This is a genomic window from Qipengyuania rhodophyticola (assembly GCF_042493225.1).
Taxonomy (GTDB): Bacteria; Pseudomonadota; Alphaproteobacteria; order Sphingomonadales; family Sphingomonadaceae; genus Erythrobacter.
Map to the genome: position 1 here is coordinate 255,001 of NZ_CP170454.1, position 26,333 is coordinate 281,333.

Consider the following 26,333-nt stretch of genomic DNA (forward strand, 5'->3'; position numbering starts at 1 on the left):
CACTCCTTAAGGGGCGCAACATTGGCGCCGACGGCATCTTGGGGCTAGATTCCTTGCAGGATCTGCGGGTGCTGATCGACTTCAGAGAAAACCGCATGACAGTGGCTGATGCGGAAGAGTTGGGGGGCAACTCGGGCTATGAGATCGTAGTGCGAGCGCGCCGCAAGCTTGGTCAAATGATCATTACCAATGCGCGCATCAACGGCGTTCGCACCGCTGTGGTTATTGATACGGGCGCACAAAATACGATCGGCAATGCTGCACTTGAGCGCAGGTTGCGCTCGCGTAAGGAAGACGAGCAGCAGCTCAGCACAGACGTTCATGGCACCGAGATACTCAGCGATCTAGCGATCGCGCGTAAGCTCACCATTGGTGGTCTTCAGATGAACCACGTGCCGATTGGCTTTGCACAAAGCCCCGTGTTTGCCGCATTAAACCTAGAAGGTCGTCCCGCAATGATCCTCGGCATGAATAATCTGCGATCGATGAATAGAGTGGCGATCGATTTTGCCAGCCAGCGCATTCTCTTTGATCTGCCGGGTCGCTCTCGCATCGAGTCACAACGCAAACAACGCTTCACGCTGGAACGCACGGGCACCAGCTAGAACGCTGGACCAAGAGCAAATCTGCTTGCACTAAGGTGGACCGAAGCGATTAGCGCCTTGCGAAGTAGCGCGGCGCGTACCAAATGGCGCCAGCAATGCCGCCAGATACAATCTCGAGCGATGACCGCCCTGACCCGGAAAGCTGGAGCACGCTCAAGCGGTTCCTCCCCTATCTGTGGCCGCGCGATAACCCGGGCCTGCGCTGGCGGATTGTCATCGCAATGATGCTGGTCTTGCTGGCCAAAGGCGTCACGCTTGCCTTGCCTTTCGCCTATAAAGAAGCTGTCGACACCATGGCTGGCCCGGCGAGCACCGGCACCGTTGTGGCGCTGGCGCTTGTCGCGGCCTATGCGCTGGGCCGCTTTACATCGCTAATGTTCGACAATTTGCGCAATATTGTGTTCGAAAGGGTCGGGCAGGCCGCGACGCTGAGCCTGGCAGAAGACGTATTTCACCGGCTACACAGGCTTTCGCTGCGTTTCCACCTCTCTCGCCGGACTGGCGAGGTGACCAAGATCATCGAGCGCGGCACGAAAAGCATCGATATGATGCTCTATTTCCTGCTGTTCAATATTGCCCCCACCGCGATTGAGCTGATCGCGGTGGGCGTGATCTTCTACATCAATTTCGGGTGGGAGCTGGTCGCCGCGACCGCCTTCACCGTCGTCACATATATAGCGGTCACTCGCTGGATCACTGAGTGGCGCACCAAGCTGCGCCGCGAGATGAATGACCTTGATGGAATGGCGCTCAGCCGCGCGGTCGATTCGCTACTGAATTACGAAACGGTCAAATATTTCGGCGCTGAAACCCGCGAGGAAAAGCGCTATAGCCAATCCGCCCGCGCCTATGCCGAGGCGGCGATAAAGAGCGAAAATTCGCTTGGCATTCTCAATATGACGCAGTCGTTCATCACCAACGCGCTGATGGCGGCGGCGATGGCCTACACCGTCTGGGGCTGGAGCAAAGGCGAGCTGACGGTCGGCGATCTGGTGCTGGTCAACACATTCCTTATGCAGCTGTTTCGTCCGCTTGATTTGCTCGGCTGGGTTTATCGCACCATCCGCCAGGGCCTCGTTGACATGGCGCAGATGTTTGACCTCATCGACACCAATGTTGAAGTCGAGGACAGGCCGGGCGCGCCCGCTCTGGTGGTGCGGCGCCCATCCATCGCATTCGATAATGTTCGCTTTGGCTATGAGAAAGAGCGGACCATTCTCGACGGCCTCAGCTTTGAAGTGCCAGCCGGCGAGCATTACGCGATTGTTGGGCCATCGGGTGCCGGCAAGAGCACGATCGCACGGCTATTGTTCCGCTTCTATGATCCGCAATCCGGCCGCGTACTCATCGACGGGCAAGACATTGCCGAGATGACACAGACCAGCGTACGCTCGGCCATTGGCATCGTCCCGCAAGACAGCGTGCTGTTCAACGACACGATTGGCTACAACATCGCCTACGGCAGCGACGATGCTAGCCAAGACGATGTGCTGGCGGCGGCCCGCGGCGCAGCGATTATGCCCTTTATCGAAAAGCTGCCCCAAGGCCTTGAAACCGAGGTCGGCGAGCGCGGGCTAAAACTTTCCGGCGGCGAGAAGCAGCGGGTCGCCATTGCCCGCACGCTGGTGAAGAACCCTCCTATCCTGATGCTGGATGAGGCAACCAGCGCGCTCGACACGCGCACCGAGCAGGAGATCCTCTCTACTTTGCGTAAGGTGAGTAAGGATCGCACCACGATCAGTATCGCGCATCGCCTCTCTACGATCTCCGATGCTAACCGTATTTTGGTGCTAGACAATGGACGCTTGGCCGAAAGCGGCACGCATGATGAGCTGCTGCGCGCAGATGGGCTTTATGCAGAGATGTGGGCGCGTCAGGCAACCGAGCGCGAAGGCGCCAACACATTAGCAACGCCCGCGCCGTAAAACGCGCTGACATTACCGCGCCCCCTTGTGCTGCACTGCACACAAAGCCATAGGCCCGCGTGAATAGCGGGCTTGGGGGATCAGGCGCCGCGCACCATACATTTGAAAACAAGCAGGTACTTCATGACGCAGGCTCCCGCCGCAACAGCCAACGCACATATTGCGCAGCCCAATGGCTGGTTCTCCAATGTCCGCGCAGACATGCTCGCCGGGCTGGTCGTGGCACTTGCTCTCATCCCAGAAGCGATTGGGTTCTCGATCATCGCCGGGGTTGATCCGCGCGTCGGCCTTTATGCCTCGATCTCCATCGCCATGGTTATCGCCTTTACTGGTGGGCGTCCCGGCATGATCTCTGCGGCGACTGCGGCAGTTGCGGTCGTCGTCGTCCCACTGGTTGAGCAATATGGCGAGGCATATTTGTTCGCCGCAACCATCCTGATGGGTGTGTTCCAAGCGATCGCCGCCCTGCTCCGCCTCGACCTGCTCATGCAATTCGTGTCGCGCTCGGTAATCACTGGCTTCGTCAACGCGCTCGCGATCCTGATTTTCATGGCGCAATTGCCTGAACTCAACCCAATGAATGACGGCGTGAACTGGATGACATATGCAATGGTCGCGGCAGGCCTTGCGATGATTTATCTGATCCCGCGCCTGACCACCGCCGTGCCCAGCCCGCTCATCGCAATCATTGTTCTGAGCGTCCTCGCAATCTGGCTCAAAGCGCCGGTGAACACAGTAGCCGACATGGGCGAGTTGCCTGATGGCCTGCCGTTTTTCGCCTTCCCGCAAGTGCCGCTAACCTGGGAGACGTTCCTGATCATCGCACCATATTCGGCGACGATGGCAGCGGTGGGCCTGCTTGAATCGCTGCTGACTGCGCAAATCGTCGATGACATGACGCACACCGGGTCGGACAAACGCCGCGAGGCGGGCGGCCAGGGCATTGCCAATATGGTCACCGGTTTCTTCGGCGGCATGGGCGGCTGCGCGATGATCGGCCAATCGGTCATTAACGTGACCAGCGGCGGGCGCGGGCGATTATCTTCACTGACCGCCGGAGCATCGCTCCTGATCTTGCTCACAGTGCTGGGACCGTGGGTCGGTCAGATCCCAATGCCAGCGCTCGTCGCAATCATGATTATGGTGTCGATCGGTACCTTCAGCTGGAACTCAATCCCCAATCTTACCAAGCACCCCTGGCAATCGAGCGTGGTGATGATCGCGACGGTTCTGGTCGTGGTGATCACTCACAATCTGGCTTACGGCGTGTTGGCGGGCGTCCTGCTCTCCGGCGTATTCTTCACGCAGAAAGTGATGAACATGTTTGAGGTGGTGCGCGAGCGCCGCGAAAACTCTGCCGTATACCGCGCGAAGGGGCAGATATTCTTTGCGAGCGTTGAGCGTTTCGAAGCAGCATTGGGACCAGAGAGCGCCATGCCTGATCCGGCTGATCATGTGATTATCGACGTATCGAAAGCACATTTCTGGGATATCTCAGCGATTGGCGCGCTCGACAAGGTGGTGGAGCGCATGCGCCAACATGGGCGCAGCGTCAGGGTCGTGGGCCTCAACCGGGCAAGCGCCGATCTCGTTGATAAATACGCACTGACGGACAAGACCGGTGTTGAGATTGGCCTCGCGCCGCATCCTTAAATGGGCTTAGGCGCGCTTACTGGCCGCTAAGTCTTTAAGGATTTCCAGTGCGTTGTCCGCGCGGCCTGCCGTCACGAACAGATGATCGTGATGCAGCGCGGCGACCACATTGCAGGCGATGCCTTCATCAGCGAGCGCAGTTGCAACCGCAGCGGTCAGGCCAACACCTTCCAGATCAGAATTCACTCGCAGCGTTATGCGCGCGAACAGCGGGCCGTCTGCGCCCATCTCGCTCGCCAGCGGATCGGGGACGATTGCCGAAACGCCTTCCTCCTCGCGGAATGTCCCAAGCGATGCACCGAGCACCTGCGGGGCCGCATCCGGCGTCACCGCCATAAAACGATAGAGCGTCTCATCCAGCACCGGGTTCATTCCGGCGATCATCGCTCGGGTACCGGAAACCGCCGCCATCAGGTCACAGGATATATTTGCTGAGGTCTGTGTCCTCAGCCAGATCAGTCAGGCGCTCGCGCACATAGGCCGCATCAATCGTCACCGTCTCGCCGACATGCTCTTCAGCCTCAAAGCTAATCTCTTCGAGCAGACGCTCCATCACCGTCTGCAGACGCCGCGCGCCGATGTTCTCAACGCTTTCGTTCACTTGCGCAGCAATCTTAGCGACTTCGCCCACAGCGTCCTCGCCGATGTCCAGCGTAACCTCTTCGGTGCTCAGCAAAGCGCGATATTGCTCGACCAGATTGGCCCGCGTCTCGGACAGGATGCGGACGAAATCTTCCTCGGTCAGTGCGCGCAGCTCGACCCGGATCGGCAAGCGGCCTTGCAGCTCGGGCAGCATATCTGATGGCTTGGCAACGTGGAACGCCCCGCTCGCGATAAACAGCACATGGTCAGTCTTCATCGGACCATATTTGGTGCTAACCGTCGTGCCTTCGATCAAAGGGAGCAAATCGCGCTGCACACCCTCGCGGCTGACACTGCCGCCGCGCACATCGCTCACCGCGATCTTGTCAATCTCGTCCAGAAATACGATGCCATTGGTCTCGGCATTTTCCAGCGCAACGCGGGCGACATCATCCTGATCCATCCGCTTTTCGGCTTCTTCTTCGACCAGCTTGTCCCACGCATCGGGCACTTTCAATTTGCGCCGCTTGGTGTTGGCCTTGCCCATCGCTTTGCCCAGCATGTCGGACAGATCGATCATACCCATATTGCCGCCCATGCCGGGGATATCCATCGGCATGTTCGGCGCGTCTTTGACGTCGATTTCGACTTCAGTGTCATTCATAGCGTTTTGCGTAATGCGCTCGCGGAAAGCCTCCCGCGTGGCCTCGCTCGCATTGTCGCCCACTAGCGCGACCAGCAGCCGATCCATTGCCGCCTCACTGGCAGCTTCGCGAACCGCCTCTTTGCGGCGATCCTTTTCAAGCCGGATAGCCTCTTCCACCAGATCGCGCGCAATCTGTTCAACGTCGCGGCCAACATAGCCGACTTCGGTAAACTTAGTCGCCTCGATCTTCACGAATGGCGCGTCGGCCAGCTTTGCCAGACGCCGACTGATCTCGGTCTTACCGCAGCCCGTGGGCCCAATCATCAGGATATTCTTGGGCGTAACCTCGTCGCGCAATTCCGGCCCAAGGCGTTGGCGGCGCCAGCGATTGCGGAGCGCCACGGCAACCGCACGCTTGGCGTCTTTCTGGCCAATGATATGCTCATCAAGTGCGGCGACAATGGCCTTTGGGGTGAGACTGTCAGTCATGGAATTCCGTTTTCAGAAAAGTATCGGGCTCAAACCGTTTCGACGGTCACATTACCATTTGTAAAGACGCAGACATCCGCCGCAACGGCCATCGCCTTGCGTGCAATCGTCTCTGGGTCATCTTCGTAATCGGTAAGAGCGCGGGCCGCAGCCAAAGCGTAATTTCCGCCGCTGCCAATAGCGGCAATGCCGCCATCCGGCTCCAGCACATCGCCATTGCCAGTCAAAACCAAAAGGTTCTCTGCATCGGCCACAATCATTAAAGCCTCAAGATTGCGCAAATATTTGTCCGTGCGCCAATCCTTGGTCAGCTCAACAGCGGCACGCAGCAGCTGGCCATTATGTTGCTCCAGCTTCTTTTCCAGCCGCTCAAATAGAGTGAACGCATCGGCGGTCGCGCCAGCGAAACCTGCAACGACTTTGCCATTTTCGCCAATCCGCCGCACTTTGCGCGCATTGGGTTTCATAACTGTATTGCCCATCGAAACTTGGCCGTCGCCCGCGATGACGATTTTATCGCCGCGCTGCACGCCAATGATGGTTGTCCCGTGCCACTTTGTCAGGCCGTGGCTTGCCCCGTCATCGCTCATGCGGTGAGATATGGGGGCGAGTTGGAACCGGTCAAGAGAAGGGCATTCTGTAGGACGCTGTTAAGGTCCGCCAGGACCGCCCGCACCGGGAGCGCCCGCGCCAACTGTTCCGATATTGCCAAACAGATCCTCGAGGAAGCCGCGCTCACGTCCGAGCGTCGGAGTCGTCGCGCCTTCAGGCGTCAGATAGACGACGTCCTCAATACCGGTCCGTTCTGCAGTCAGAACATTCCCAGCCTCGTCAAATTTTACCGCCAGCACAGAATGCGCCTGAATGCGAGGTCGTACAAATGGGCGCCGGCCCGTGGTGCTCGACACATAATACCATGTCGGATTGCCATATTGGCTCGTGAACGTCGGACGGCCAAGCGTGCCTTCCACCGAGCGCTGATTATCAATGCCGGGTTGAACGGCGCTCATGAGCACAGGGTCAACCACAAAGCCGCGCTGCTCACGGATCGAGCTGCACCCGGCCAGTGCCGCTGCGGTTCCCGCCAAAATCACACCAATGCGCAGCTTGCGCATGATCGCGTTACTACCCAATCGCATCCCAGAATTACGCATGAATATCTCAATCACTCCGTTCGCAGTGCGTTTCGCTTGGACCGGGCGATAAGCGCCCTATATGCGTTGCACACTTGCTTTGCTGGCCCGCTTTAGGGCGCAGAGCACGTCCATGCAATCACCTGCTAACGCGGGCTTGGGGATGGCGGGTTGAATTCCCGATGAACATCCCGGTCAAGACCATCGGAGCTGTAATGTCGTTTCTTTCCCGCCTTCTTGGAACTGAGCCCGACCCGCGCGAGGAAGTGCGCGCACTATGGTATAAATGTGTCGAGATTGCACGCGAGCCGGAATGGTATTCTGAATGCGGTGTGGCCGATACGCTGGACGGGCGGTTTGATATGGTTTCCGCGGTGCTCGCCATGGTCATGCTCCGTATGGAAGGTGACTCGCAATTGGCGTCGCGCACGGGCCTGCTGGCGGAGTTTTTCGTCGAGGATATGGACGGACAATTGCGGCAATCGGGCGTGGGCGATTTGATGGTCGGCAAGAAAATCGGCAAGCTGATGAGCACGCTGGGCGGCCGGATTAGCGCCTATCGTGACGGGTTTGCGCAAAGCGAAAACGCTGTGATTGGCGCTGTTGCGGAAGCTGTTTCGCGCAATGTTGAATTGCGGGAGAGCGCAGAGGGCGAACGCGTGGCGAGGAGGCTGAATGCGCTGCGCAGCAGGCTTGCGGAGACTACATCGGACGCGGTTCTGGCGGGAGATATTGGGTGAGCGAAGATCAGCTGTCCGGCCCCAGCGAGTTTAAGCATCTGGTGCGAGCTGATCGCTTGCCCGCAAAACCAATAGTGCTCACCGCCAATGAAACCGAACGATCAGCACTGGCCGAGCGCTTTGGCCTGCCGGCAATTTCCACCTTGGAGGCTAATGTGGCGCTAGAACCCGATGGCCCCGCGATCAAAGCAAAGGGCCGCGTCACTGCCAGCTTTGAGCAGCTCTGCGCGGTCACACAGGAGCCTTTCGTCAACTCGCTGGACGAGCAGGTAGACCTGATCTTTGTGCCCGAGACTGCTGATCATGGCCCCGTATCTGACGAGGAAATCGAGCTGGAAGAAGCGGACCTCGACACCATTCCATTCGCAGGCAGGAGCTTTGATCTGGGCGAACAGATTGCGCAAACACTAGGCTTGGCGATTGATCCTTATGCGGAAGGGCCAGACGCAGATGCAGTTCGCCAAAAAGCTGGCATCACTGGTGATGATGAGCAGACAACAAGCGGTCCGCTCGCTGAGGCTTTGGCTACGCTGAAGAAGGGTTAGGCACTGCTCGCTCCGCGCCAGGGATTGAAGAACAGCTCTTCAACCGGAACGTCAAAAAAAGCGGCCAGCCTGTATGCCATCGGCAGTGAGGGGTCATACTTGTCCGCCTCCACCGCAATGATGGTCTGGCGCGACACCTCGAGCGCCTCGGCAAGATCAGCCTGATTGAGACTGCGCCCTTTGCGCAGCTCGCGTAGACAGTTCTTCATTCCGCCGCCCCCCTGCCGCGGAATTTCCATACAAGCCAAGCAATCGCCATTCCGGCGAATTCAGCCACGAATAAGAAGCCTGCGCCCGCGCTCATCTCACTATGGCGACCAGTCATAACGACCAGAGTAATCAGCATTACAATCGCGCCCAGATTACCTCCCCACCACCAGCTGATCAATTGACCTTGCTGCTGAAGGTCATCGGTCTTGCGCCACCAAAGCCAAGTAATGAACATCACGGCGCTTGCCACGAGGAATAGGACGGGAAGCACTAAGGCTGGGTTGTCCACGCCGCTGCTGGAAGGAACAGTTTTGCCGATAATCACCCCAGCAAGGAGAGAAGAACCAAAAGCTAATGCTGCGAGCGACCAGAATTTTGCGCGATACGACATTATCGAAACCTCATTTGTCATTTCAATGTCAAAGGTTTTTAACATTCTCAACAAAATGTCAAACTATTTTTACATTGACTGCTCGACCTAAGATGTTCTCACCGCAAAGAAAGGCCCCGCAGGTTTCCCCGCGAGGCCTCCGATTCCTTGGATATCTCTCGATCAAAACGGAATATCGTCGTCGAGATCATCATAGTTTGAGCCGCCACCGGAGCCGCCTTGATTGCCGCCGCCCTGACCACCGCCAGGGCCGCCGCCACCTTGGTTCCAGCCGCCGCCCGATCCGCCGCCAGACTGACCGCCGCCACCTTGAGCTCCACCGCCGCCTTGACGGCCGTCGAGCATGGTCAGCGTGCCATCAAAGCCGCGCAGCACCACCTCGGTCGAATAACGATCCTGACCGTTTTGGTCCTGCCACTTGCGGGTCTGCAGCTTGCCTTCGATAAAGACCTTGCTGCCCTTCTTGAGATAATTCTCACAAACATTGACGAGGCCTTCTGAGAAGATCGCGACAGTATGCCACTCGGTACGTTCCTGACGCTCTCCGGTGTTGCGATCTTTCCATGTCTCGCTCGTCGCAATGCGCAGATTGCAGACCTTGCCGCCATTTTGGAAGCTGCGAACTTCCGGATCCTGACCGAGATTTCCAATCAGCATTACCTTGTTGAGTGATCCGGCCATTTACAAAACTTCCTTCGCTATAATCCCAGCGCCGTAGCGCCCCAATAAGTGATTCTTGCGAAGACATAAGCCCCCGTCGGCCTGGGGGACAACCTGCAATCTCGAATTTTGCCCCGCGGTGAAGCTAGAGGCCCGCAGAGACAGCAATCCAGTATGTCAGGCCGGCAAAAACGTAAGCCAAAGCGAACAGATAGCCCAGCATCACCATAGGCCATTTCCACCCATTCGTTTCGCGGCGCGCGACCGCGATGGTCGAAAGGCATTGCGGGGCGAAAACAAACCAGGAGAGGAATGCGAGCGCGGTGGCGAGGCTCCAGCGTTCTGCGACGGTGCGGCGCAGAGCTTCCATAGTCGCTTCTTCATCGTCGTTTTCCACCGCATAGGTGGTCGCTAGGCTAGCCACAGCCACTTCGCGTGCGGCCATGGCCGGGACCAGGCTGAGCGTCATTTCCTGATTGAAGCCAATCGGCTCGAACACCGGATGGATCGCGGCGGCGATTTGTCCGGCATAGCTGTTTTCAACCTGCGGCTCGTCGACGCCTGCGCGTGGGAATGTCAGCAGCAACCACAGAATAACGGTCGCAGCGAAAATGATCGTGCCCGCGCGGCGCAGGAAAACATAGGCGCGCTGCCACAGGCCGATCAGCAGATCGCGGATGCGCGGCAATTGATAGCGCGGCATCTCCATGATGAAGCCGCTTGCCTCACCCTTAGTCACGGTACGGCGCAGGATCAGCGCAACCAGAACCGCGCCGATGATACCGGCAATATAGAGCCCGAACAGCACCAGCCCTTGTAGACCGATGAAAGGCGCGACCTGAGTGTTCGGAATGACAGCGCCGATGATCACCAGATAGACCGGAAGCCGCGCCGAACACGCCATCAGCGGGGCGATCAAAATCGTCGTCAGCCGGTCTTTGGGATCCGCGATAGAGCGCGTCGCCATAATGCCCGGAATAGCGCAGGCGAAACTGGAGAGCAGCGGGATGAAGCTTTTACCTGAGAGGCCTACACCTGCCATCAGGCGGTCCATTAAGAAGGCCGCGCGCGCCATATAACCGCTGGCCTCCATGATCAGGATGAAAGCAAATAGAATGATAATTTGCGGCAGGAAGACCACCACTGAGCCGACCCCGCCGATCAAACCTTCGATGAGGAAGTCGCGGAACAGACCCTCTGGCAGAGCTGCCTCGACTGCGCCGCTCAGCGCCTCGCCCCCGCCTTCGATCAGATCCATAAAAGGCGCAGCCCAAGCGAACACTGCTTGGAAGATGACGAAGAGCAGGCCAAACAGAATGACCGGCCCGATCCACGGATTGAGAAGAATGCGATCAACGCCGCTTTCCAGCTTGTGCCGCGTGGATTTAGAAAGAATGGCCGCCTTGGCGATGTGCTTTGCGGAGAGGCGGCGTTCCGGCAAAGTCATCGCTTCACGCGGAGTAGCAGCAGGCGTAGTCTCGTCCGATGACGTGCTGAGCTCTGCTGCCGCGCGGGCAAGCTCTTCAAGGCCGCGTTTGCGCACCGCCACGGTCGGCACAACTGGAACTCCGAGAGCTTGCGAAAGGGCCGCAGGATCGAGCGTCAGGCCGTCACGCTCGGCCAAATCGACCATATTCAATGCAATTACCGCAGGCACACCAAGCGCCAGCACTTCCTGCGCAAACACCAAATGCTGCTCAAGATTCGCCGCATCGAGAACCAAGATCAGGAAGTCGGGCTTCGCTTGCCCTTCAAACTCGCCATGAATTACTTGGCGGGTCACTTCTTCGTCGGGGCTAGCTGTGTCGAAAGAGTATGCACCGGGCAGATCGATCAGCTCGACCGGCTCCCCATTCGGCAACATCATCCGCCCTGCTTTGCGCTCGACCGTCACGCCGGGATAATTGGCGATCTTTTGCCGCGCACCGGTGAGCGCATTGAACAGCGCGCTTTTGCCTGCATTGGGATTGCCGACGAGAGCGGCGGTGCGCAGCTGCGTCATTGCGCGCCCTCCACTTGCGGAGTCACTTCAATCGCTGCCGCATGCACTCGGCGTATCGCAATGGTCATATTGCCGACCTGCACAGCGAGCGGATCGCGTGTGCCGAAAATGCCGCGATGGGTCACGCGAACTTCGGCACCTTCGTCTAGCCCCAAAGCACGCAATCGCTTCGCCTCATCTGCGACAAGGCTGCTCCAATCAACTGCGGTAATCTCGGCGCGCTTGCCCGATTCAAGATGATCCAAGGTCATAAATGAGCGCTGCCAGAGCCACTCGCCAATTGCAACCGATTCTCAATAGCGGGATAAAAACACTCTAATGCGCAGGGTAACGAAGCCGACCTAACAGGCGCGTAACACTGAAGGTCTCGCGGTCCTTGCCGAGCAATTTGGCTTTGGCTTTTTCAAACCGCATAACGCCTTCGATACGCCGATCAAGAAAGGCACGAGTATCCGCTTTGCCTTCACTCTCATCATCGACAAAAACCGCCAAGGTTGCGCCGTAAATCGAGGCGAGGATCGTGCGCTTGGTATAGTGATTGTAATCGGTGGCCGTATCGCCCGCTAGCCGCCACATAGTATCCGCGCTGCGCCAGCCAACTTTGATTGAGGTCGGCGCATTCTGCGGCATAGCCATAATTGACAACGCGCGGCGCAACGCCTCTTCCTGTCCCTCAATCGCATCAAGCCGAAACTGCACCAGTGCGCGGATCCGCTCGCGAATCTTCATCTCGGCCAGCTTTTCGGCGGGCAAAGCCTCCGCCATCGCCGCATCAATCGCGTCAATCCAAGCGAGGACCATTTGCATCGGCCCGTCTTTGAAAGCGAGCCGCGCAACATCGAGATCAGCCTCTGCCTGATCGGCGGCCATGGCTAGCGCGTCATCGCCCCAGCCATCGAATACAGCGGCGTCAGCAATGAGCGGCGCCAGATGCGCTCTCAATTCCGGCAGCGTCATGTCGTTTACGTCACTCATTTTCGTTCTCACGCCTATCAAAATCGCTCAGAAGCTCGGCCCGTAAGATTGGTTGGCGCCCTGCTCCCTCTTTTCATCAGAACGCTTGATCGCATCAAGGAGCTGAGTGTTTGCGCTCATCAGTTCAACATAGTCACGTGCGGTACGTCCTGAGTTATCCGCCCGGTCAACATCAGCGCCATTTTCAAGCAGCAGGCGAACCATCGCCAGATCGCGGCGATGCACTGCGCTCAGCAGCGCCGTCTCACCGGTGACATTGGCCTTATTGATGTTCGCGCCTGCAGCGATCAGCGCCTCAACCCCTTCAACAAGACCAAGGCCGGAGGCTATCTGGAGCGGGGTAACACCCTTATTATCCTCGATATTGGGATTGGCACCGCGCGACGTAAGGAAGCGGATCCATTGCACATCCCGGCGTGCGGTCACGATGTGAAGAGCACTTTCACCGGTCGTAATATCGCGAGTATTGACCACGGTTGATCCCGGCTCGTTCAAGGTCTTGGTCACCGCGTCGCCGTCACGGTCTTTCACCGCTTTCAAGAATTCAAAGCCAGCAGAATAGTTCTGCGCAGCCACCGGTTCAGCGAACGGGCCAGCCACAAAGAGCCCCACCACCAAAGCACACAAAATGGACGACACTTTTCGACGCAAATTCACCGCAAACCCCTGTTGCAACACACCCAAATCTTTTTCGCAATTTCGCAAGCGCTCACTCTTGCTCATCGCGGGTTAGCAGACCATGAACCTGCTGACTATGGCTAGACTATTTGCAATTTGTGCGAGCGGTGTTGCAGCCAGCTTGCTTGTCGCTTGCTCTCCCGCCGCTGAGGCGCCCGTGGGGGAACCTCCGCTGGCTGGTGCGACCATCGGCGGGCCGTTTGAATTAACCGGCGCGAACGGCGAGACAGTTCGCTGGGAAGATTTTCGCGGGAAATACGCCATCGTCTATTTCGGCTTTGCTTACTGCCCCGATATTTGTCCCACCGATATGCAGCGCATGGCGCAAGGTTTGAGCGAGTTTACCGAGGCCAACCCCACACTAGGCGCGAATGTTCAGCCGATCTTTGTGACGATTGATCCGGAACGCGACACACCCGAAGTGGTGGCAGAGTTCACCAGTGCCTTTTCGGATCGGATTATTGGGCTGACCGGCTCAGCAGACCAAGTCAAAGCGGCGGCAGATGCGTTTCGCGTGTTCTATCAGCGCGGCGAAACGCAGCCCGGTGGCGGCTATCTGATGGACCATACCAACATCACATATCTGTTCGGCCCGGCTGGTGAGCCGATCGCCACCTTACCTACCGATGAGGGGTACGAGGCGGTCGCCGAAGAGCTGGCAAAATGGGTGCGCTAAGAGAGCAGTTCTGGCGGCTACCGCTGGCCGAGCTGCGCGAAGCGGAGTGGGAGGCTTTGTGTGATGGCTGCGGACGCTGCTGCCTTCACAAGATCGAAAATGAACACACGGGCGAGATAGAAGACACTAATGTCGCTTGCCGCCTGCTCGATACGCAAACCGCACAATGCACCGACTACGCCAATCGTAAGGCTAAAGTGCCCGATTGCCTGCGTTTAACTCTCAAGATCGTCGATGATGTGACATGGCTGCCCGCCACTTGCGCCTATCGGCTGCGTGCCGCCGATCAGCCTTTGCCGAGCTGGCATTACCTTCTCTCGGGGGACCGCGAGGCCGTGATCGCAGCTGGCGCCTCTGTGGCAGGACGCGTGGTGCGTGAGGATGAGGCTGGCCCGCTCGAACATCATATTGTTGAATGGGGCGAGCGCGATGATTGAGTGGCTGCGCGACGAACAGCAAAATCCCGCGATCACGCTTTCGGGCCGCTTGGTCCCCATTGCGCTCAAGCGCCATGCGCGGGCCAAGCGGATGACACTGCGCCTCGCCAGTGATGGCAGTGCAGTGCAGATCACTGTGCCGCCATGGTGCCGTTCCAAGGACGCCATCGCATTTGCTGAGAGTCGGGTAGATTGGCTGGAAGAACAGTTGGCGAAGATTCCGGCCCGCGAATGCCCCATTACTCGCGGCTCTCTGCGTTTTCGCGGGAATGAGGTGGCGCTAGCATGGAACGAAACAGCCCCGCGCCGCGCCAAGTTGGCTGAAGGCACCCTCTCGCTTGGCGGTCCGCATGAGACTTTGCTGCGCCGTTTGCAGCGGTGGCTCGAGGCGGAAGCGCAGCCGCTGATGGAAGCGGATCTAGCATTTTTTTGCGGAGCCGCCGAGCTAGACACGCGTCCTCTTCGCCTGACCCGCGCAAAACGCCGCTGGGGCAGTTGCTCAAGCGAGGGCACAGTGCGGATTAACTGGCGCCTCATCCAGGCCCCCGATTTTGTCCGCCGCTCAGTCGTCGCGCATGAAGTGGCGCATCTGGTTCATTTCGATCATAGCCCAGCCTTTCATGCGATGCTCGCTGCAATCTATGATGACGATATTGCGAAGGCCGATGCTTGGCTCAAAGCCAATGGCCGCAGGCTCTATACAGACTTCGGATGAAGCAAGCGAAGAACGACGCTGACTCACAAGCCGCTGGAACTGGACCGCAAACATCCCTATTTAGTGAGAATATGAGCTTTCTATCGCGTTTCAATCCAGCCCCTGCGCTCAAGGATTTTTGGCAGGAGTTTCGCCGGCCGACCGAGCATCGTTGGCCAATCCTGGCGGTTTCTGTCATGGTCCCTGTCGGCCTGCTATTCATACTAGCGCAGCAGCGCACCTATATTGAGCCTGTTCCTCCAGAAGTGACGTATATTTCCACCTTCGCAGAAGGGCGGACAGATGCGGAAATCATCGCCTCCAATATCGAAAACCAGCGCATTCAAGATGAACGGGCTGCGGAGCAAGAGCGCATCAATGATGAGGTGCGCAACCTATACCGCGAGCTGGGCCGCGCGACCGGGGTCGATGTGGACGCTATCGACGAGAGGCTCGCCAGGGAAGCCGCTGAGGAAGAGGCGCGTCAGCAAACTGAGACAGAAAACGCCGCATCTGACTCTGGCACTCAGCCTTGATCAAGCCGCATAGCGACAGTGATTGGCTTGATGCGGCGGCAAGGCTCTCGCTGCGCGGCAGGCCCCTAAGCGCGCCCAACCCCAGCGTCGCGGCCATTCTGGTGAAAGACGCACGCGTCATCGGGCGCGGATGGACTCAGGCGGGCGGACGCCCACACGCAGAAGCACTCGCTTTGGAGCAGGCAGGCACAGCAGCGCAGGGAGCGACCGCTTATGTCAATTTGGAACCCTGCGCTCACACCTCTGATCGCGGCCCAGCCTGCGCGGACTTGCTCGCGAAAAGCGGGATTGCGCGCGCCGTAATCGGCCAGCTTGACCCTGATCCGCGCACCTCCGGGCAAGGCGCTCAGAGGCTGAAGGCAGCGGGTATTTCGGTTGAGGTACTTGATCATCCGGCATCACGCCGCGCTCTTGCGGGATATCTGACGCGGCAGACAAAGGGCCGCCCGCATGTAACATTGAAGCTGGGTATTTCGCTGGACGGCAAAATCGCGCTTGCCGATGGGACAAGCCAATGGATCACTGGCGAGGAGGCGCGGGCGCATGTTCACTCACGCCGCGCGATGGCAGATGCCATTCTGGTTGGCGGCCAGACTTGGCGCAGCGATGCGCCCCGCCTTGATGTACGGCTCGCGGGCCTAGAAGATCGCAGCCCGCAGCGTGTTGTACTCACCCGCGGCATCGCGCCGGACGGGGTGAAGATCATCAACACTCCTGCCCAAATCAGCGGGCTTGATAGCGTACAATATCTCTATGTCGAAGGCGGGGCGCAAACCGCTGCCTCCTTCCTAAGCGAAGACCTGATCGACAGGCTGGAAATTTACCGCGCGCCCATTGTGATCGGCAATGGTCTAGATTGCTTGGGAGACTTTGGGCTGGAGACGCTGAGCGAGGCCCATGGCCGCTGGTGCCTTGCGGAAAGGCGCGCGCTTGGCAGCGATCTGTTCGAGGCCTATGAGCGGCGAAATACTCAAGGCACAGCAAGGCAGTAGCGCGTATGTTCACCGGAATTATCACCGCAATTGGCACGATTGAGATAGCGGAAAAGCGCGAGGATTTGCGTGTCAAAGTAAGCTGCCCATGGGACCCAGCCACGATTGATATTGGCGCATCGATCTGTTGTTCCGGCGTCTGCCTGACGGTGGTGGAACGCGGCGGCAGCGCGGGCGATGCGTGGTTTGCAGTCGACGTGTCCGATGAAACAATCCGCTGCACTGCGAAAGACCAATGGGTAACGGGCCGCACACTTAACTTGGAACCAGCCCTCAAATTGGGCGATGAGCTGGGCGGGCATTTGGTCACGGGCCATGTAGATGCCGTGGGCGAAGTCGCAGCAACCGAGGATGTTGGCGGCTCGACCCGGCTTGATATTCGCGCGCCTGCTGAAGTCGCGCCTTATCTGGCGGCGAAAGGGTCTGTCACAGTCCAAGGCGTATCACTGACGGTCAATGAGGTCGAAGATCATGACAATGGTGATTGCACCTTCAGCCTGAATATCATCCCACACACAGGCGAAGTGACAACGCTGGGCGTTTTGGCCCCGGGTGACACAGTGAATCTGGAAATCGATGTGCTGGCGCGCTATTTGAAACGCATGCAGGATTTGCAGCGCGTCTAGCTCTCGTCAGCTGCGCTCAACGGCCCAGTCGCAAACGCATTACGCGAAATTGCATAGACAATATGTAACACACGCTTGCCTTGATATTTGGCCAGCTCAGTACGCGATGTGCGCATAGCGCCGATATTTTCCAGCGCCTGACGCGAGCGATAATTGGTCTCGCCAACACGAAAATCGACCCGCTCCACGCTCTCAAGAGCATGGGCGAGCATCACTCGCTTCATTTCGTGATTGATGCCTTTGCCCCAATATTTGCGCGCTAGGAATGTCCAACCAATTTCAACCGATCCGCCATCTTCCTCGTCAAAGGCTTGAAAGCGCGTGGAGCCGATAATGGTGTCTTTGGCCTTGTCGATAACCGCCAAGGCCCCGCCCTTGGCAAGCGCATCATCGAAAAACGCGCGGAACACATCTTCGCGCCAGCGATCATGCATGGGATGCTGCTCCCAAATCGCTGGATCAGACGCAATCGCAAAGAGCGCTTCCCAATCCTCTTGCGCAAGCGGCCTTAGCAGCAAGCGCTCTGTCTGAAGGATAGGTTGGCGATCCATGAGTGTCCGTCAGCCGGTCACGTCAGCGAGCGCATTGATGAACTTCTCGATGTTCCCGTCATGGAGGCCCGCAATATTGATCCGGCCAGAACCAGCCATGTAAATCGCATGCTTGCTGCGCATGTCCTGAATCTGGTCCTTAGAAAGCGGCAAAATCGCAAACAGGCCATTTTGATCTGCCAGCCCAGCGAGGCCCAGCCCTGGCACGGCATTGTCTGCCGCCGCCAATTGCTCACGAACATCTCGCATGCGCAGCCGCATCGTCTCCAACTCATCCAGCCATAGCTTGGTGAGATCTGCATCGCGCAAAATCACCCGAACCGCAGCGCCGCCATGATCAGGCGGCATAGACCAGCTGGCCCGCGCCAATGCATTGGCGTTGGAGGTAATCGTTGCGAGCTGATCAGGCTTCTCAGCCATCATATACAGCGCGCCAACCCGGTCGCGGTACATGCCAAAGTTCTTGTCGCAGCTATACGCGATAACCGCCTGCGGAATGGCTTTAAGCACAGCCCGCACACCCGCTACATCTTCTTCCAAGCCCCGCCCCAGCCCTTGATACGCGATATCGAGAATCGGCAGCGCAGGTGAGTTTGCCAAAGCGTCTGCAATCGCGACCCACTGTTCCGCAGTGTAGTCAATTCCGGTCGGGTTGTGACAGCAACCGTGCAGAAGCACCGTGTCCTCAGCGGTGGCGGAGGCAATTGCGTTCAGCACCGCGTCAAGGTCAGCCTCGCCGCTGTCTGTGGCATGAGTGAATGGAGCCTTCTCAAGCTCCAGATCATCAAAGATTTGCGCGTGGTTGGGCCAGCTAGGCACTCCGAAATGAACGCGCTTTGCCCCCGCCGCTTGCGCCAGTGCCGCAGCCAACCGGACAGCGCCGGTACCACCAGGTGTCTGCATGCCTTGAATGCGCCCACCCTTGGTCGCGTCAGAGCCAAAAACATAAGGCGCCATCGCATTGACAAAACCCATGTCACCTTCCGGCCCAAGATAAGACTTGCTGTCTTGCTGATCGACAAGCCGCTGCTCTGCGCCCTTAATTGCAGCAAAAACAGGCGTGTCACCATCACCGGTTCGATAAACGCCCACGCCAAGATCGATCTTGTCAGACCGCTCATCTTCGGCGTGGAGTTTGATTAGCGCGAGCAGCGCATCAGGGGCTTGAGCTTTGAGGTTGTTGAGCATGTGCGCCCCATGCCGCCCCACAGATGCGGCCGCAATAGAAAATCGGCTATGGCCGCCATTATACAGGCTTTGCACCTAGCCGGCTACAACCTACCGACCCGATCACGCGCGCCTTGTTAGAACGGCAGCCAGCGCTGCTTTTTGGAGAATTTCATATAGCCTGCGTTGACGCCTAGTCTCAGACCAGCGCCTACACGGATCGGGATGAGCACGACATCGCCCTTACGCAGATAACTCGCGGTCATGCCACCTACAACATAGGCCTGACCTTCACCCGACGGATAGCGCTCATACAGTTCTTCACTGTCGTAGAGATTATAAACGAGCACAAAGGTGCTGCCTGCATTGGCGCCGGCATCAAACCCGATCGATGGGCCCGTCCAATAGACTGGCATTTCGCCTTCGACCTTATGGAACATGGTGCCCGAACCATAGCGCGCACCAACCACAAAAGCGCCGCCGGCCTCGCGGCCCACAATGTAGGCGTTTGGTTCCCCCTGCTTGGCCAGAAGGTCTTGAATGAGCGTCGCAACGCCCTTTGCCCCTTTGCCAAACACGCCTTCAGCCGCGCCAATCAGATCATCTTCGCGGTAGGTTGTGCTGTTGTCGACTTCCGCCGCATTTGCCTGCGGAGCTGCACCTTGGCCTTGCTCGTCCCAGCTCGGCGCGGCTTGATCGGCAGGCATGCCTTCAGGCGGCGTTGGCGAATAGATGACCGCATCATCCTGTACACTTGGAAGCTCGCCGCTGGCAGCCTGAGCATCGGCGGCCCGCGTGTCATCAGGAAGCGGCATAAGGTCGCCATCAATCGCTGTGTCCGGATCCATCGTCTCCATTTGCGCAGCGAGCGGCGACGCACCAAGACCGATCAGCCCCAACGCGAGCCCAAACATGCGAAGCGTTTTGAGGCCGGGGAAATTTCGAGCAGTAGACATGATGCGCCTTTCAGTTGGGCATAGATTTACGGACTTAAGAAGAATCCCTGTTTCCTCGCGCTGCAATGAGCGAACGATGAACCGAATCGAAAACACGCCGAAGCGAGTCGCCAGAGCGGTCAACGCGCGACGAGAGCGCGGCCAGGTCGTAATCATGGCGCGATCCAACCGCACTCGTCTCACTTCATCACCGGTACAATGATCCGATATCACCGCTTTGTGACCGCTCTTGATGAGCCTCGTGATGACACCTCTTGCTGACCGGGGGGGAGCGAGCTATAGGCCCGCTTCTCGCGCAGCGAACTGCGTGCGCGGAGACGTGGGTGAGTGGCTGAAACCAGTTCCCTGCTAAGGAACCATACCTATAACGGGTATCGAGGGTTCGAATCCCTCCGTCTCCGCCACCTAGACCATCCCAAGAGATCCCAGGAAGTCCCTGAAAGCCGCAGAATTCTGCGGTTTTTCGGACTTGCATCGGAATCTCTAGTTCTTATTTTGTTCTAACCCTTCCCACACTTTCTACCCACAATTGTGGGAGCAGATGTGGGAAGAGAACCAGGATGGATGGCTATGGGAAAACTTTCCGCTGCTCAGATTCGAGCTCTCACTAAACCGGGCCGCTACATGGATGGCGATGGCCTATCGCTGCTGCTCACCGCCCCAAAAAAGGGGTATTGGGTGCTGCGCGCGACCATAAACGGGCGCCGAAAGGATATCGGCCTAGGGCCACTAGACTTAGTTACATTGGCTGAAGCCCGCGAACTCGCGATCGACATGCGCCGCGATATTCAGCGAGGCATTGATCCGATCGAAGAGCGCAAGCGCCAGAAAATCGAAATTCTAACCTTTAAGGAAGCTGCGACGAAGGTTCACTCTGAGCAAAAGGTGACCTGGAAAAATGGGAAGCATCAGGATCAATGGATCAATACACTCGAAACCTATGCCTTCCCGAAGCTTGGCGACAGACTCGTCAACGACATCGAGGGACCGCTCATCCGTGAAGTGCTTCTCGATTTCTGGCTGGAAAAGCCAGAGACGGCTCGGCGGGTAAAGCAACGGATAGGTGTTGTGCTGGATTGGGCATACGCAAACGGAATGCGCGCGACCGAAGCGCCAATGCGCTCGCTGAGCCGCGCACTGCCACGACAGCCGAAGCAGGACGGTCATTTCGCTGCGATGCCCTATGAGGATGTCCCAACTTTCTTGAAGCATCTGCACAAGCGAACGAGCGTCGCAAGGCTCGCGCTTGAGTTCCTGATACTGACTGCCTCTCGATCGGGCGAAGTGCGGGGTGCTAAATGGGCGGAGATCAATCTGGACGCAAAGCTCTGGACTGTCCCTGCGGAGCGGATGAAGGTTGGAAAGGAACACGTGATCCCGCTGACCGAAGCGGCAATCGACGCGCTCGAACGTGCCAAACCTTACTACGCTGAATGCAGCGATCTGGTCTTCCCCGGTCGCAACGTCTTGCGCCCGATGTCCGACATGACGCTGCTCAAGATCCTGCGTTACGCGAAGCTACCCTTCACGGTGCACGGCTTTCGATCTGCGTTCCGAGATTGGGCCGCCGAGAAGACTAGCTACCCCGGCGAAGTGGCGGAAGCGGCACTAGCCCATACGGTCAGCAACAAAGTGGAGGCAGCCTATCGCCGCACCAACTACCTGGACAAACGACGCGAACTGATGCGCGAGTGGTCGGCATTCTGCGTGGGAAGATAAAGAAGCACTCATTTGCGACCGGCTGCTTTGCGCCCCAGTACGGATAGATTCCGTTTTCAAGGTAGTCCGAAATAGCTTTCGTTTATTCAGATTTAGCAGAGCACGATTCTCCTCGTGATACGTCTTGGCCAACTATGCTTTCGCTTGAACTTGCTAGAATTATGTCGATCTGGTCAGTCGCGAAATCGTATTTCCTGAATTTAAAATAGATAGGGCAAGCGATATTCCGGCGGGATTTATATTTATTCAACTAAGGGAGCAGACATGGCACGCGATAGGCTTGAGACAGACACGGACTATGTGTGCTGCGAGCAGATTACCGGTCGTGCCATTCAAGGTGCCCTGCGCCTTTCTGACGATCGGATAGAAGTGCGGTTGGTCTCCTTCGATGACTTTTTCTTCATCGACAGGGACACTGAGCATCTGCCGCTCCGGCTCGAAGACAATAGCTATGCAACGATGCATAGCGCCTTTTTTGGTGGGCCGGGAAGCTGCTCATCGAGAACTGAGAAGACCCACAACCAAACCATCTCTGCGAGCACGCTAATACACGGCCCCGACGAATGGAAACCCGACGATCCAATCAGGCACGTCACCTTTGAGTTGCCGCGCGCTAAGGCGTTTCTCCGCTACGACCCGAAGATCAAGGAGCTGGAGTCCAATTCACCTTGGAGCGAGATCGACACTTACGCTTTCGCGGTCGAGCTCCCCGGACTGACCGTCCGTTTGGGCTATCGCAGCACCGTTTCGATGACCTCCGAGCGGGTGCGCGTTGAAGCGCCAGTGTTTGTCATCGATTTTGCTCAGCCACGCTCGATCAAGACCTATCTCGACGATGTTCAAACTGTTGTGCGGTTCGTTTCGGCGGCGCTTGGCATAGCAATGCACCCCGAAAACATACGCATCCGACGCGTTTCCGACGAAGAAATGCGCTCAAGCGTCGAAAAGGGAGATTTCCTAGGCGACCACTCGGTCACACAAATGTGGTTCAGAAAATCGCACCAGGACGACGGGGAAGGGCGGTCTTATCGCGCCTTCGCTGGCCTTTTAGACGAAGAAGAGATGCTTGCGTTTTGCGCCTGCCTTCACCTTTGGCTTGAACGCGAACCGGAATGGGCGCGGTCCAATGCTTTGATGATGGAGTGTCTTCGTCTGCAACGAGAGATCAGCGCAGAACGGATGCTGGCCGCCTGCAAATGGCTTGAGGAAGTCCCAACAGCCAAAGCCGTTCGCGTGACCGATGACAGCATCATCAAGACAATCGCGGCTGTGGCGCTACAGGCAGCTGATAAACTTGGCCAAGATCGGTTGAAGGCTCGCATTCCGCAGGCCCTCGAACGCTTGACGCTTGAATCACATCGGGAACGCTTTGAACGGCTCGTTGCAAGAGTTGCAGACACGTTTGGCCCAGGCGTCGTCCATAAGGATATGCCGGACCACCTCATCGCGGCTCTTCGCGACTTTCGAGGCAAAGTCGCTCATGGCCACTATGAGCCAAAAGATGATGCTGAGAGCGAAGCCTTCGCCCGATCAATCTTTGCCGTTGAGGCGCTTTGCCTTTTGCTGACATGCTTCGATATGCCGATGACAAAAGACGGCCTCGACCGGATAAAGCAAAACCCTCTTGTTGAGCATTACCGCCTTTTCAGCCTTAACTAGGCCTAGTCTTTCCAAGCGATCGGCGGCCTGTGGCAATATAATCTCGGAGCCGCTAGGCAAACAATGACAGGTCTATTGTCCTGAATCTTCTGTAATCCCCTTGAGAGCAGAAAGGTCGCATTCGGCCCACTTCATTCCATTTCGCTACAAACCAATTTCGAACGGCTTGATCCGCTCCTTAGTCAGCTCAGGCGTATTGTCTCGTTCAACCCGCAGTGCTTGGTTCATCGTTTGGATTATACTCGCGCGCCGACCCTTGGCTGCCGCAAGGCCAAGTCTATTGGTGATTTCAGCGGCTGATGTCTTCTCGCCCAGATTGCTAGCAATGCCTCGGCCGATCATGTCGCGGCTGTCGACGATCAGCGTAAGCTCGTCTCGCAGACGTGTGATCGTGACAAGGAAGTTGCGCTGCGAGAGCAGTCGCCGCTCGCGACTGTCGAGCACGGCAATGCCCTTATCTGCTGTGAGGCCCTGCGCCATATGGGCGTTGAGCGCGTAGGCGAGGTCGACCCGCTTCAACATCGGGTCGTTCGGCTTCAGTTTGTGGTCCATGCCGCTGGAGCTCGTGACCGTCACCCCGTCCTGATCGATCGCGGTCACGGTTGCGCGGTCTGCATTTATCATTCCGCGCTTGTGGTCGCTGGCCGTCCAACGGATGGCGTCCCCGGTATAGAGATCGAGATCCTTCTTCTCGAACAGCTGCAATGTTTGGTCGCTGCCCTTCGCCGATAACCTCGCTGGCACGAAGCGGCGCAAGTACCCTCGTTCATCGCGAAGCGTAACAACACCCTTCTCGGTATCGACGGCGGCGATCTTATGGCTTCCGCGCCCAAGCCTATGGCGCGATTGACGGCTTGCCACTTCGAGCACCATGCCCGGCGCGTAATTGCGCGCGTAGCGCAATTCCTCGCGTGTCGCGTTTACACGGGATAGAACCGTAAGCCTTTCGCTCGCTGGTCCGATTCCGCCATTGGCGGCGAGGCCGGTCTGGATCGCGGTATTGATCTCAGAGCGCAAGCGACGGCCAGCCGCAAAGATCGATGTGCGTTCGCGCTCGGCAGGCGGAAGAGACAGCCAGCGTTCCGCCGCAACAATTGCGCTGTTCTCTTGGACCTCGACGATGTGATCCTTGAGATGTTCGAGCGCATTATTGGTCTTTCCCGACTGGGCCGCCTGCTGCGCCCTCTTCAGGGTATCGGAGCGGGCGCGAAGATTGTGGTCCATGCGCGCCGTTTCGGTCCCTGCGCGCTGCGCCAGAGCAAAAGGCTTGCCCGCTTCGACAGCCCCCAACTGCTTTTCGTCGCCCATAAGGACGAGGCGATCCACCTTGAGCAGATTGGCAAGCCGGATCAGCCGGTCCTGGTCGCGGGTAGAAACCATTGAGGCTTCATCGAGAACCAGGACAGTGTCGCGATAGTCTTCGCGCGCAGCGGCTATCTCAGCTTTCCCAACCGAGCCATCAAGCAACTTGCGATTCTGCCCGAGAAAGCGATGCAGGGTCATCGACGGAATGCCGGTATCCTTCTCCAGCATGCGCACCAGCGTGTTCTGAACACCCAAGCCGATGACTATCTTCCCATGCTCTTCCAGCAGCTGATTGAGTGGCTGCAGCACGCTTGATTTACCTGCTCCTGCCACACCCTGGACGGCTACGACACGATTGGTCGAAGACAGGATCAACCGGCCTGCTGCTTCCTGACCGGTATTCAATTTCATGCCGTAGTTGATCGCTGTCGACGCCTGCAAGTACGGCCCGGCGGTCTCGAAATCTAGGATCGGACGAACTGCGCCGTTCCCCTTGTCGATCTCGGCCAACATACGTGTCTCCAGCGCCAATGCATTGGATGTGGTCAGCCACCCTTTCTGCGCGCCTCGCCCGCGCAATAGCGCGCCCTGCTGGGCAAGTTGCCCAATACGTTTTTCGACCGACTTCATCGTCGTTGGCAGACCGAAATCAAGCGACGCTTTGGCGAGATCGGTGGCGGTAAACGCCGCCTCTCGCTCGGATAGATGCCGCACCGCCGATGCAACCGCATGGGCTGTTGCAATCTCTTCCCGGCCTTTCATATGAAGCCGCCTGGGGATGAGCGGATCGCCCTCCTTGATGCCCATTCTTTCGGCGAGGCTGGCGATCATCGCCTTGCCCCGTTCGAGCAGTGAGGGGCGATCGTTCGCTCGCTTTGCAGCCGCTACAGTTAACTCATGCGAACGCAGCTTCGCGTCGCGCACCATGCTTTCAAGGTCGAGCCCCTGCTCCCAAGCCTGTCCTTCCCATTGGGCCATCAGAGCACCGCGATCAACATCGCTTTGCTTGGCCTGCCGGGTCGCCAGCGTCGCCACTAGACCAGCCTCGAGTCCGCCGCCACGCCGCGCTTCGAGCACCTCCTGCCGCCGCGTAGAAAAGGCCATCACCGCATCTCGGTCGATGCCCTTGGCCTCGAAATTGCCATGCTTCCCGAATTCACCAATGCGGTAGCCAAGCTTCTCGACCTCGATCCGAAAGCGCGCCATTGTCATGGCATTTAGCAGGGTATTGTGCTGCCACAGCTTGTCGTTGCGCAGCGCTCTCCACTTACCGTCCTTTTCCTGCGTCATGTTGGCGACGACCGCGTGGAAGTGCAGGTTCGGTTCCTGATTGCGATTGGTGTCGTGCTGGAACAGGGCGACGGTCAGGTTGTCGCTCGCATGCAGCCGTTCTTTGCCACCCTTCTCGGTGCGATATTGGGCGGCATTCTCCTCCGCCCAGTGGAGTGTTTCGACGACCGCCGAACGGTACGCGTCAATGATCCGCTGATCCTTGCCGACGAGCGCAAGAAGCGACCAGCTCTTTGGCAACGAAAAGGTCAGGTCTGTCCCGGCACGGTGATACTGGCCCTGGTGCCCGATACGTTCGCCAGTGGGCAATTCTCCGCTCAGGATTGCCTCAAATGCCTTAGCCTCGACCGTGCCCGAAAGACCCAGCCGCTCGACACCTTTGCCGACCCAGATGCCGGACCGATCAGCGTCCGCCTTGGTGTAATAATTGTCGTTGGCGAAGTAGTTGGCCGCACCGCCAGCCGAGCGCACATTGGCAACCGAAAGCATCG

Annotated in this window: 28 protein-coding genes and 1 tRNA gene (1 of these 29 running past the window's edge); 14 read left to right on the top strand and 15 right to left on the bottom strand. The window is 58.0% G+C overall.

Annotated features, from left to right (window positions below):
• From ACFCXQ_RS01200 to ACFCXQ_RS01210, 3 genes are all read left to right on the top strand, one after another.
• Window positions 1–605 carry the 3' portion of a retroviral-like aspartic protease family protein gene (locus ACFCXQ_RS01200; RefSeq protein WP_379552284.1) on the top strand. Its footprint begins 394 nt before the window's first position, so only the last 605 of its 999 coding nucleotides appear in the window; its start codon lies off the left edge, out of view; the stop codon is at window positions 603–605.
• Window positions 606–700: 95 nt separating this feature from the next.
• A complete protein-coding gene (locus ACFCXQ_RS01205; protein ID WP_379552286.1) occupies window positions 701–2,530 on the top strand; it encodes an ABCB family ABC transporter ATP-binding protein/permease in 1,830 nt (609 codons plus the stop codon).
• Window positions 2,531–2,653: 123 nt separating this feature from the next.
• Window positions 2,654–4,183 carry a SulP family inorganic anion transporter gene (locus ACFCXQ_RS01210; protein WP_379552288.1) on the top strand — a complete coding sequence of 510 codons (1,530 nt, stop codon included), beginning with the start codon at window positions 2,654–2,656 and terminating at the stop codon, window positions 4,181–4,183.
• Window positions 4,184–4,189: 6 nt separating this feature from the next.
• Here the strand turns inward: ACFCXQ_RS01210 and ACFCXQ_RS01215 are convergent, their stop codons facing one another.
• The 4 genes from ACFCXQ_RS01215 to ACFCXQ_RS01230 are packed head-to-tail and all read right to left on the bottom strand — an operon-like array spanning window position 4,190 to window position 7,015.
• Entirely contained in the window at window positions 4,190–4,594 is a 405-nt protein-coding gene (locus tag ACFCXQ_RS01215) for an ACT domain-containing protein (RefSeq protein ID WP_379552290.1), read from the bottom strand.
• A 4-nt stretch (window positions 4,595–4,598) separates the two neighbouring features.
• Complete coding sequence (hslU, locus tag ACFCXQ_RS01220) at window positions 4,599–5,900, bottom strand: ATP-dependent protease ATPase subunit HslU (RefSeq protein WP_379552292.1); 1,302 nt, start codon at window positions 5,898–5,900, stop codon at window positions 4,599–4,601.
• Window positions 5,901–5,929: 29 nt separating this feature from the next.
• Entirely contained in the window at window positions 5,930–6,490 is a 561-nt protein-coding gene (gene hslV / locus ACFCXQ_RS01225; RefSeq protein WP_379552294.1) for an ATP-dependent protease subunit HslV, read from the bottom strand.
• A gap of 60 nt (window positions 6,491–6,550) precedes the next feature.
• Entirely contained in the window at window positions 6,551–7,015 is a 465-nt protein-coding gene (locus tag ACFCXQ_RS01230; protein WP_379554500.1) for an outer membrane protein assembly factor BamE, read from the bottom strand.
• 233 nt (window positions 7,016–7,248) lie between these two features.
• Here ACFCXQ_RS01230 and ACFCXQ_RS01235 point away from each other — a divergent pair, with 233 nt between their 5' ends.
• A complete protein-coding gene (locus ACFCXQ_RS01235; protein ID WP_379552296.1) occupies window positions 7,249–7,773 on the top strand; it encodes a ubiquinol-cytochrome C chaperone family protein in 525 nt (174 codons plus the stop codon).
• The gene (locus tag ACFCXQ_RS01240; RefSeq protein ID WP_379552298.1) at window positions 7,770–8,318 is read left to right on the top strand and encodes a YceD family protein; all 549 of its coding nucleotides are present in this window, start codon (window positions 7,770–7,772) and stop codon (window positions 8,316–8,318) included. Before ACFCXQ_RS01235 ends, ACFCXQ_RS01240 begins: the two co-directional genes overlap by 4 nt.
• Here ACFCXQ_RS01240 and ACFCXQ_RS01245 read toward each other — a convergent pair.
• The 7 genes from ACFCXQ_RS01245 to ACFCXQ_RS01275 all read right to left on the bottom strand — a co-directional run bounded on the left by ACFCXQ_RS01245 (window position 8,315) and on the right by ACFCXQ_RS01275 (window position 13,156).
• Window positions 8,315–8,527: a helix-turn-helix transcriptional regulator gene (locus ACFCXQ_RS01245; protein ID WP_379552300.1), complete on the bottom strand. Its 213-nt coding sequence runs from the start codon at window positions 8,525–8,527 to the stop codon at window positions 8,315–8,317. The genes ACFCXQ_RS01240 and ACFCXQ_RS01245 overlap by 4 nt on opposite strands.
• On the bottom strand, window positions 8,524–8,964 hold the full coding sequence (locus tag ACFCXQ_RS01250; RefSeq protein WP_379552302.1) for a hypothetical protein: 441 nt from the start codon (window positions 8,962–8,964) through the stop codon (window positions 8,524–8,526). The genes ACFCXQ_RS01245 and ACFCXQ_RS01250 overlap by 4 nt, the downstream gene beginning before the upstream one ends.
• 117 nt (window positions 8,965–9,081) lie before the next feature.
• Entirely contained in the window at window positions 9,082–9,600 is a 519-nt protein-coding gene (ssb, locus tag ACFCXQ_RS01255) for a single-stranded DNA-binding protein (RefSeq protein WP_379552304.1), read from the bottom strand.
• Window positions 9,601–9,724: 124 nt separating this feature from the next.
• On the bottom strand, window positions 9,725–11,581 hold the full coding sequence (gene feoB, locus ACFCXQ_RS01260) for a ferrous iron transport protein B (RefSeq protein WP_379552306.1): 1,857 nt from the start codon (window positions 11,579–11,581) through the stop codon (window positions 9,725–9,727).
• Window positions 11,578–11,832 (bottom strand): FeoA family protein, encoded by a 255-nt coding sequence (locus ACFCXQ_RS01265; protein ID WP_379552308.1) that lies wholly within the window; start codon window positions 11,830–11,832, stop codon window positions 11,578–11,580. Before ACFCXQ_RS01265 ends, feoB begins: the two co-directional genes overlap by 4 nt.
• 64 nt (window positions 11,833–11,896) lie before the next feature.
• Window positions 11,897–12,556, bottom strand: a complete 660-nt coding sequence (locus tag ACFCXQ_RS01270; protein WP_379552310.1) for a COQ9 family protein — start codon at window positions 12,554–12,556, stop codon at window positions 11,897–11,899.
• A gap of 27 nt (window positions 12,557–12,583) precedes the next feature.
• Window positions 12,584–13,156, bottom strand: a complete 573-nt coding sequence (locus tag ACFCXQ_RS01275) for an ankyrin repeat domain-containing protein (RefSeq protein WP_379552312.1) — start codon at window positions 13,154–13,156, stop codon at window positions 12,584–12,586.
• A 154-nt stretch (window positions 13,157–13,310) separates the two neighbouring features.
• Here ACFCXQ_RS01275 and ACFCXQ_RS01280 point away from each other — a divergent pair, with 154 nt between their 5' ends.
• From ACFCXQ_RS01280 to ACFCXQ_RS01305, 6 genes are all read left to right on the top strand, one after another.
• Entirely contained in the window at window positions 13,311–13,910 is a 600-nt protein-coding gene (locus tag ACFCXQ_RS01280) for an SCO family protein (RefSeq protein WP_379552314.1), read from the top strand.
• Window positions 13,898–14,347: a YcgN family cysteine cluster protein gene (locus ACFCXQ_RS01285; protein ID WP_379552316.1), complete on the top strand. Its 450-nt coding sequence runs from the start codon at window positions 13,898–13,900 to the stop codon at window positions 14,345–14,347. The genes ACFCXQ_RS01280 and ACFCXQ_RS01285 overlap by 13 nt, the downstream gene beginning before the upstream one ends.
• The gene (locus ACFCXQ_RS01290) at window positions 14,340–15,062 is read left to right on the top strand and encodes a M48 family metallopeptidase (RefSeq protein WP_379552318.1); all 723 of its coding nucleotides are present in this window, start codon (window positions 14,340–14,342) and stop codon (window positions 15,060–15,062) included. The genes ACFCXQ_RS01285 and ACFCXQ_RS01290 overlap by 8 nt, the downstream gene beginning before the upstream one ends.
• A gap of 71 nt (window positions 15,063–15,133) precedes the next feature.
• Window positions 15,134–15,577, top strand: a complete 444-nt coding sequence (locus ACFCXQ_RS01295; RefSeq protein ID WP_379552320.1) for a hypothetical protein — start codon at window positions 15,134–15,136, stop codon at window positions 15,575–15,577.
• On the top strand, window positions 15,574–16,569 hold the full coding sequence (ribD, locus tag ACFCXQ_RS01300) for a bifunctional diaminohydroxyphosphoribosylaminopyrimidine deaminase/5-amino-6-(5-phosphoribosylamino)uracil reductase RibD (RefSeq protein ID WP_379552322.1): 996 nt from the start codon (window positions 15,574–15,576) through the stop codon (window positions 16,567–16,569). The genes ACFCXQ_RS01295 and ribD overlap by 4 nt, the downstream gene beginning before the upstream one ends.
• A 5-nt stretch (window positions 16,570–16,574) precedes the next feature.
• The gene (locus ACFCXQ_RS01305; RefSeq protein ID WP_379552324.1) at window positions 16,575–17,195 is read left to right on the top strand and encodes a riboflavin synthase; all 621 of its coding nucleotides are present in this window, start codon (window positions 16,575–16,577) and stop codon (window positions 17,193–17,195) included.
• Here ACFCXQ_RS01305 and ACFCXQ_RS01310 read toward each other — a convergent pair.
• The 3 genes from ACFCXQ_RS01310 to ACFCXQ_RS01320 form a co-directional block, all read right to left on the bottom strand.
• Window positions 17,192–17,746 carry a GNAT family N-acetyltransferase gene (locus tag ACFCXQ_RS01310; RefSeq protein ID WP_379552326.1) on the bottom strand — a complete coding sequence of 185 codons (555 nt, stop codon included), beginning with the start codon at window positions 17,744–17,746 and terminating at the stop codon, window positions 17,192–17,194. The two genes, ACFCXQ_RS01305 and ACFCXQ_RS01310, sit on opposite strands and share 4 nt — an antisense overlap.
• A gap of 9 nt (window positions 17,747–17,755) precedes the next feature.
• Window positions 17,756–18,934 carry an aromatic amino acid transaminase gene (locus ACFCXQ_RS01315; protein WP_379552328.1) on the bottom strand — a complete coding sequence of 393 codons (1,179 nt, stop codon included), beginning with the start codon at window positions 18,932–18,934 and terminating at the stop codon, window positions 17,756–17,758.
• A gap of 116 nt (window positions 18,935–19,050) precedes the next feature.
• Window positions 19,051–19,869 carry a DUF1134 domain-containing protein gene (locus tag ACFCXQ_RS01320; protein WP_379552330.1) on the bottom strand — a complete coding sequence of 273 codons (819 nt, stop codon included), beginning with the start codon at window positions 19,867–19,869 and terminating at the stop codon, window positions 19,051–19,053.
• Between the two features lie 313 nt (window positions 19,870–20,182).
• Between ACFCXQ_RS01320 and ACFCXQ_RS01325 the strand changes: the two genes are divergently transcribed.
• The 3 genes from ACFCXQ_RS01325 (at window position 20,183) to ACFCXQ_RS01335 (ending at window position 23,247) form a co-directional block, all read left to right on the top strand.
• Window positions 20,183–20,273 (top strand) — tRNA-Ser (locus tag ACFCXQ_RS01325).
• 166 nt (window positions 20,274–20,439) lie between these two features.
• On the top strand, window positions 20,440–21,588 hold the full coding sequence (locus ACFCXQ_RS01330; RefSeq protein WP_379554502.1) for a tyrosine-type recombinase/integrase: 1,149 nt from the start codon (window positions 20,440–20,442) through the stop codon (window positions 21,586–21,588).
• 264 nt (window positions 21,589–21,852) lie between these two features.
• Entirely contained in the window at window positions 21,853–23,247 is a 1,395-nt protein-coding gene (locus tag ACFCXQ_RS01335; protein ID WP_379552332.1) for a hypothetical protein, read from the top strand.
• 144 nt (window positions 23,248–23,391) lie between these two features.
• Here ACFCXQ_RS01335 and mobF read toward each other — a convergent pair whose 3' ends face one another.
• Complete coding sequence (gene mobF, locus ACFCXQ_RS01340; RefSeq protein WP_379552334.1) at window positions 23,392–26,331, bottom strand: MobF family relaxase; 2,940 nt, start codon at window positions 26,329–26,331, stop codon at window positions 23,392–23,394.
• Window positions 26,332–26,333: the final 2 nt, after the last annotated feature.

What these genes read in the sequence shown, in the direction of transcription:
- ACFCXQ_RS01205 (WP_379552286.1), top strand. Translation starts at nt 701, where the DNA reads ATGCCGCCAGATACAATCTCGAGCGATGACCGCCCTGACCCGGAAAGC.
- ACFCXQ_RS01210 (WP_379552288.1), top strand. Translation starts at nt 2,654, where the DNA reads ATGACGCAGGCTCCCGCCGCAACAGCCAACGCACATATTGCGCAGCCC.
- ACFCXQ_RS01215 (WP_379552290.1), bottom strand. Translation starts at nt 4,594, where the DNA reads ATGGCGGCGGTTTCCGGTACCCGAGCGATGATCGCCGGAATGAACCCG.
- hslU (WP_379552292.1), bottom strand. Translation starts at nt 5,900, where the DNA reads ATGACTGACAGTCTCACCCCAAAGGCCATTGTCGCCGCACTTGATGAG.
- hslV (WP_379552294.1), bottom strand. Translation starts at nt 6,490, where the DNA reads ATGAGCGATGACGGGGCAAGCCACGGCCTGACAAAGTGGCACGGGACA.
- ACFCXQ_RS01230 (WP_379554500.1), bottom strand. Translation starts at nt 7,015, where the DNA reads ATGCGCAAGCTGCGCATTGGTGTGATTTTGGCGGGAACCGCAGCGGCA.
- ACFCXQ_RS01235 (WP_379552296.1), top strand. Translation starts at nt 7,249, where the DNA reads ATGTCGTTTCTTTCCCGCCTTCTTGGAACTGAGCCCGACCCGCGCGAG.
- ACFCXQ_RS01245 (WP_379552300.1), bottom strand. Translation starts at nt 8,527, where the DNA reads ATGAAGAACTGTCTACGCGAGCTGCGCAAAGGGCGCAGTCTCAATCAG.
- ACFCXQ_RS01250 (WP_379552302.1), bottom strand. Translation starts at nt 8,964, where the DNA reads ATGTTAAAAACCTTTGACATTGAAATGACAAATGAGGTTTCGATAATG.
- ssb (WP_379552304.1), bottom strand. Translation starts at nt 9,600, where the DNA reads ATGGCCGGATCACTCAACAAGGTAATGCTGATTGGAAATCTCGGTCAG.
- feoB (WP_379552306.1), bottom strand. Translation starts at nt 11,581, where the DNA reads ATGACGCAGCTGCGCACCGCCGCTCTCGTCGGCAATCCCAATGCAGGC.
- ACFCXQ_RS01265 (WP_379552308.1), bottom strand. Translation starts at nt 11,832, where the DNA reads ATGACCTTGGATCATCTTGAATCGGGCAAGCGCGCCGAGATTACCGCA.
- ACFCXQ_RS01270 (WP_379552310.1), bottom strand. Translation starts at nt 12,556, where the DNA reads ATGAGTGACGTAAACGACATGACGCTGCCGGAATTGAGAGCGCATCTG.
- ACFCXQ_RS01280 (WP_379552314.1), top strand. Translation starts at nt 13,311, where the DNA reads ATGGCTAGACTATTTGCAATTTGTGCGAGCGGTGTTGCAGCCAGCTTG.
- ACFCXQ_RS01285 (WP_379552316.1), top strand. Translation starts at nt 13,898, where the DNA reads ATGGGTGCGCTAAGAGAGCAGTTCTGGCGGCTACCGCTGGCCGAGCTG.
- ACFCXQ_RS01290 (WP_379552318.1), top strand. Translation starts at nt 14,340, where the DNA reads ATGATTGAGTGGCTGCGCGACGAACAGCAAAATCCCGCGATCACGCTT.
- ACFCXQ_RS01295 (WP_379552320.1), top strand. Translation starts at nt 15,134, where the DNA reads ATGAGCTTTCTATCGCGTTTCAATCCAGCCCCTGCGCTCAAGGATTTT.
- ACFCXQ_RS01305 (WP_379552324.1), top strand. Translation starts at nt 16,575, where the DNA reads ATGTTCACCGGAATTATCACCGCAATTGGCACGATTGAGATAGCGGAA.
- ACFCXQ_RS01310 (WP_379552326.1), bottom strand. Translation starts at nt 17,746, where the DNA reads ATGGATCGCCAACCTATCCTTCAGACAGAGCGCTTGCTGCTAAGGCCG.
- ACFCXQ_RS01315 (WP_379552328.1), bottom strand. Translation starts at nt 18,934, where the DNA reads ATGCTCAACAACCTCAAAGCTCAAGCCCCTGATGCGCTGCTCGCGCTA.
- ACFCXQ_RS01320 (WP_379552330.1), bottom strand. Translation starts at nt 19,869, where the DNA reads ATGTCTACTGCTCGAAATTTCCCCGGCCTCAAAACGCTTCGCATGTTT.
- ACFCXQ_RS01330 (WP_379554502.1), top strand. Translation starts at nt 20,440, where the DNA reads ATGGGAAAACTTTCCGCTGCTCAGATTCGAGCTCTCACTAAACCGGGC.
- ACFCXQ_RS01335 (WP_379552332.1), top strand. Translation starts at nt 21,853, where the DNA reads ATGGCACGCGATAGGCTTGAGACAGACACGGACTATGTGTGCTGCGAG.
- mobF (WP_379552334.1), bottom strand. Translation starts at nt 26,331, where the DNA reads ATGCTTTCGGTTGCCAATGTGCGCTCGGCTGGCGGTGCGGCCAACTAC.